At 48.4% G+C, this 5,008-nt stretch carries 5 protein-coding genes; all 5 read left to right on the top strand.

Annotated elements, in window-relative coordinates; all coding sequences use genetic code 11:
* The first annotated feature begins 293 nt into the window (after nt 1-293).
* The 5 genes from sufC (at nt 294) to C5S62_RS11435 (ending at nt 4,841) form a co-directional block, all read left to right on the top strand.
* A complete protein-coding gene (gene sufC / locus C5S62_RS11455; RefSeq protein WP_104405512.1) occupies nt 294-1,055 on the top strand; it encodes a Fe-S cluster assembly ATPase SufC in 762 nt (253 codons plus the stop codon).
* Nucleotides 1,052-2,395 carry a Fe-S cluster assembly protein SufD gene (gene sufD, locus C5S62_RS11450; protein ID WP_104405511.1) on the top strand — a complete coding sequence of 448 codons (1,344 nt, stop codon included), beginning with the start codon at nt 1,052-1,054 and terminating at the stop codon, nt 2,393-2,395. The genes sufC and sufD overlap by 4 nt, the downstream gene beginning before the upstream one ends.
* A 144-nt stretch (nt 2,396-2,539) precedes the next feature.
* Complete coding sequence (locus C5S62_RS11445; protein ID WP_104405514.1) at nt 2,540-3,754, top strand: cysteine desulfurase; 1,215 nt, start codon at nt 2,540-2,542, stop codon at nt 3,752-3,754.
* Between the two features lie 133 nt (nt 3,755-3,887).
* Complete coding sequence (locus C5S62_RS11440) at nt 3,888-4,202, top strand: YbjQ family protein (RefSeq protein ID WP_104405513.1); 315 nt, start codon at nt 3,888-3,890, stop codon at nt 4,200-4,202.
* Between the two features lie 24 nt (nt 4,203-4,226).
* The gene (locus C5S62_RS11435) at nt 4,227-4,841 is read left to right on the top strand and encodes a ribonuclease HII (RefSeq protein WP_104405510.1); all 615 of its coding nucleotides are present in this window, start codon (nt 4,227-4,229) and stop codon (nt 4,839-4,841) included.
* The last annotated feature ends 167 nt before the right edge of the window (nt 4,842-5,008 follow it).

Raw genomic sequence — 5,008 nt, 5'->3', positions numbered from 1 at the left:
TTGCAATTTAAATTCCAAGTATTCGTGTTAAAAATCCAATACTGACTTTCTCTTCCCCACTACCTTAAACCTATATTTTAACACATCGAAATGTAATGGAAAGTTAAAAATGTTAAAGTTTAGGGCCCAAAAAGTTTATTATAGCCGTTTGTGGAAGGTAAGTGAAAGATGAATAAAACCCGCAAACGCACCACATCATTAATTAAAAAAAAGAACAAAATACGGACACCCCGAAATATTTCCCTACCTTTGCTCCATAAATTATCTCTTTAAGAAGAAAACCAAATAAAGATATGCTGGAAATTAAAAATCTGCACGCCTCGGTCGAAGGCAAAGAAATTCTTAAAGGCATTAATCTCACCATCAACAACGGCGAAGTACACGTGCTGATGGGGCCGAACGGTTCGGGAAAAAGTACTCTGAGCAACGTGCTTGTAGGCAATCCGAAATATGAAGTGACAGAGGGGACCGTCAGTTTCAATGGCAAGGACCTCCTCGAACTTTCTCCCGAGGACCGATCACATGAGGGTATCTTCATGTCCTTTCAGGCCCCGACGGAAATCCCAGGCGTTTCGATGACCAACTTCATGAGAGCCGCAGTCAATGCCAAACGTAAATATTTCGGGCAAGAGCCGATACCTGCCGGCGAATTTCTCAAACTGCTCAAGGAAAAGCGCAAACTCGTTGGACTGGACGCCCATTTTATGAGTCGCGGCGTTAACGAAGGTTTTAGCGGCGGCGAGCGCAAACGCAATGAGATTTTTCAGATGGCGGTGCTTGAACCTTCGTTCAGCATTCTTGACGAAACCGACTCTGGACTTGACGTAGACGCCCTCCGCATAGTGGCCGAAGGCTTCAATATGTTGCGCACACCTCAGACCAGCGCCATGGTTATCACTCATTACCAGCGTATGCTTGACTATTTAAAACCCGACTTCGTACATGTGCTCGTAGACGGCCGCATTGTCAAAGAAGGTGATGCCTCATTAGGCTACGCCATCGAAGAGCGCGGGTTCGACTGGATAAAGAACGGATTGAAAGAAGCACAGGCATGAGCAGTTTAAACCAGTACATCGATCTTTTTCACGCACAAAGGACTGCTATTGACGGCGGAAGCTGTGCGCCGATGAATGCAAGGCGTGAGGCCGCCCTACAGGTTCTGAAAGACAAAGGATTGCCCACACAAAAGACGGAACAGTACAAATATACAGATACCGAAACGGCATTCGCTCCCGATTACGGTCTCAATCTTCATCGGGCAGCGATAGGCATTGACCCTTATGCCACCTATCGCTGCAACGTGCCGAACCTGAGCACTTCACTCTATTTTGTGGTGAATGACACCCCATGCCCTTTCGAAAATAAAACAGCACCCTTAGCAGAAGGAGTCGTGGTCATGTCACTCTGTCAGGCGGCAATAGAAATGCCCGGTCTCATCGAAAAATATTATCATTCTGCAGCTGAAAAAAGCAACGATGCGGTAGCCGCTCTCAACACCCTGCTGGCGCAAGACGGCCTGTTCGTCTATCTGCCTCAGGGCGCATGTCCGAAACATCCCGTACAAATCGTTAACGTTTCGGTTGCCGAAACGCCCGTCATGAGCAACCGCCGCGTGCTCGTAGTGGCAGATAAAGAAGCCGAGGCCACACTCCTGTTCTGCGATCATACCATCGGAAAACAGCGTTGTTTATCCACTCAGGTAATAGAAATATTTGCCGATGAAATGGCGAAAATTAATGTATTCTCCATTGAAGAGACAACAAGTAGCAATGTACGCTTTAACAACGTATATGTAGAACAACAGGCCGGTAGCCGCGTAATTTCCAACGGAGTCGTACTGAATTGCGGCCTTACGCGCAATACGATGGAGTTCCGTCTGCTAGGTACAGGAGCACAAATGGAAACCAACGGAGCTGTAATAACCGACGAGACCCAGCACGTAGACAATAATGTCCTTGCTGATCACGTTGCGCCAAACTGTACAAGCGACATGCTTTACAAGTATGTGCTTGACGGCCGGAGCACAGGTGCTTTTGCCGGCAAGGTGCTAGTGCGTACTGACGCACAGAAAACCGTTTCGCAGCAGACCAATGCCAATCTGTGCGCTTCGCCCCAAGCCCGGGTCTATTCCCAGCCAATGCTTGAGATATATGCCGATGATGTGAAGTGTAATCATGGCTCAACAATAGGGAAACTCGATGAAAATGCCCTGTTCTATATGCGGCAGCGCGGCGTTCCCGAAGCTGAAGCCCGCCTGCTGCTTCAACATGCCTTTATCAACGACGTATTGCAGCGGGTCACATTGGAACATCTGCGCGACCGCCTTTCCCATCTCGTAGAGTTGCGCTTCCGCGGCGAGCTTTCAAAATGCCGCGACTGCAAGATGTGTCGCTAAACCTTAACGGAATGCCTCTTTCCCCGAAAGAGACAGACATGCCAAGGACAGAACATTTTATAAAAATAATTCCGCGGCTTTACTTCATTACCCGCGGCTTTGTTCATACTATTTCGCGTTTCATTTAACCAATTCAGCGACGTTATGTACAATCTAGAAGAAATACGACAGGATTTTCCCATTCTCGGCAGACAGGTTTACAACCGCCCGCTCGTATACCTCGATAATGCAGCTACCACACAAAAACCACGCTGCGTTGTCGAGGCCATTGCAGAAGAGTACTATTCTGTCAATGCGAACGTACATCGGGGAGTCCACTACTTGTCGCAACAGGCAACCGACCTCCACGAGGACGCCCGTAACCGTGTTAAAGACTTCATCAACGCCCGCTCCGCCGCCGAAGTTGTCTTTACGCGAGGCACGACAGAGAGCCTTAATCTTGTGGCGGCCAGTTTCGGCGAAGCTTTCCTTAAAGAAGGAGACGAAGTAATCCTATCGGTTATGGAGCACCACAGCAACATTGTGCCTTGGCAGTTGTTGCGCGAGCGCAAAGGGATTGTGATAAAGGTCATACCCATGGATGAAGTCGGCAATCTCTGCCTGGACGTGTATGAGACACTGTTCAGTGAGCGTACCAAGTTGGTTTGCGTGGCCCATGTGAGCAATGTGCTCGGCACGGTGAACCCTGTAGAGGAAATGGCGCGGACGGCACACAAGTACGGGGCGTTTTTTTTAGTGGATGGTGCACAGAGCGTCCCTCATTTTAAGGTGGACGTGCAACAATTGAACTGTGACTTCCTCACTTTCAGCGGGCATAAGGTTTACGGTCCGACGGGTATCGGCGTACTCTACGGGCGTGAAGAACTGTTGGAGAGAATGCCGCCCTATCAGGGGGGAGGGGAAATGATAGCCCGTGTTACCTTTGAACACACCACTTACGAGCGCCTGCCTTACAAATTTGAAGCCGGCACCCCCGATTATGTCGGTTCTCACGCTTTGGCTGTAGCTCTCGATTATGTAACCCGTTTGGGCATGGATAATATTGCCGCGCATGAGCGGGAACTGACCCGCTATGCCATGAAGAGGATGCGTGAGATTGATTCTATGAAATTATACGGTGAAACCGTCGGAAAGGATGCGGTCGTAGCCTTTAATGTGGGTGACATACATCCGCTTGACTTAGGAACATTGCTCGATCGTCTGGGAATAGCCATACGGACGGGACATCATTGCGCACAGCCGCTAATGGCGCGTTGCGGCGTGGAAGGAATGGCCCGTGCCTCGTTTGCACTCTATAATACTAAAGAGGAGGTAGATGTTTTGGTGGAAGGCATAAAGCGCGTGAGCCGGATGTTTTGAAACAAAATCGGGTGACGTTTAAAAACTGCTGTATATGGTATTCTTTTCCGATGGTGCATAATTCATGAAAGACTGCTTCAAATGAAGGGTGGCATAATGAAATTAATATTCATCTTTAACTGATATACTTATGATGTTACAAACTACAACTCCTACTGTGGAGGGACATCCTATCAAGGAGTATAAGGGCATTGTTTCGGCGCAGTCCATCATCGGCGCCAATGTCTTGAAAGATTTTATGGCAGGGATGCGTGATTTTTTTGGTGGCCGTTCCAAGGCTTATGAAAAAGTTTATCGTCAGGCCAAGGAGGACGCTTTGCGTGAGTTGGCCGAAGAGGCTGTGAAACTGGGCGGCAACGCTATCGTTGGTGTACGGTTGGATTTCGAGTCGGCCGGTACTGGCGGCATGCTTATGGTTGCCGCATCCGGAACAGCTGTGGTTATCTGATCATAAGACGTTTCAGAAAAAATAATGCTTGAGCCAATTTATAATACATCCGGACTAGTGGAGGCCGGATGTGACGAAGCTGGACGCGGATGTCTGGCCGGAAGCGTTTATGCGGCCGCGGTTATTCTACCTCCGGATTACCGTAATGATGACCTCAATGACTCGAAACAACTCACAGCACGCCGCCGTTACCGCTTACGCGAGACGATAGAACGCGATGCTTTGTCGTGGGCTGTGGGAGTGGTAACTGCGGAGGAGATAGACCGCATCAATATTCTCAATGCTTCTATTCTGGCTATGCATCGTGCACTCGATGCGCTTTCGGTAAGGCCGGAATATATCATTGTGGATGGCAACCGCTTCAGGCCGTATGATACGGTGCCCTACACTACGATTGTGAAAGGTGATGGGAAATTTCTATCCATCGCAGCCGCCAGCATATTGGCTAAGACCTATCGTGACGATTACATGCAAGCCATGCATGAACAGTATCCACACTATGGATGGGACCGCAATGCCGGTTATCCGACCAAAAAACACCGCGAGGGGTTGCGCCTGCATGGCCCATCTCCTATTCATCGCCTGTCGTATAATCTCGGTATAGAACCGACATTGTTTGATGAGGTGGAGAAAAACTAAAAGCATTTGATTTACAGATCGCAAGTATCCGGAATATCCCGACATGGATTTCCGGATACTTTTTTATTCCTCATATTTAACGTTTTTAACTTTCCGTTACATTTGAATGTGTTAAAATGGGTCAAGCCGAAATTCCGGTGCATTTGTTAAAATTCGAGAGCTGAAAT

Origin of the sequence: Prevotella sp. MGM2 (assembly GCF_002933955.1) — a bacterium.
Taxonomy (GTDB): Bacteria; Bacteroidota; Bacteroidia; order Bacteroidales; family Bacteroidaceae; genus Alloprevotella.
Note: the sequence above shows the minus strand (reverse complement) of the source record. Positions and strands in the feature narration are given on the sequence as shown.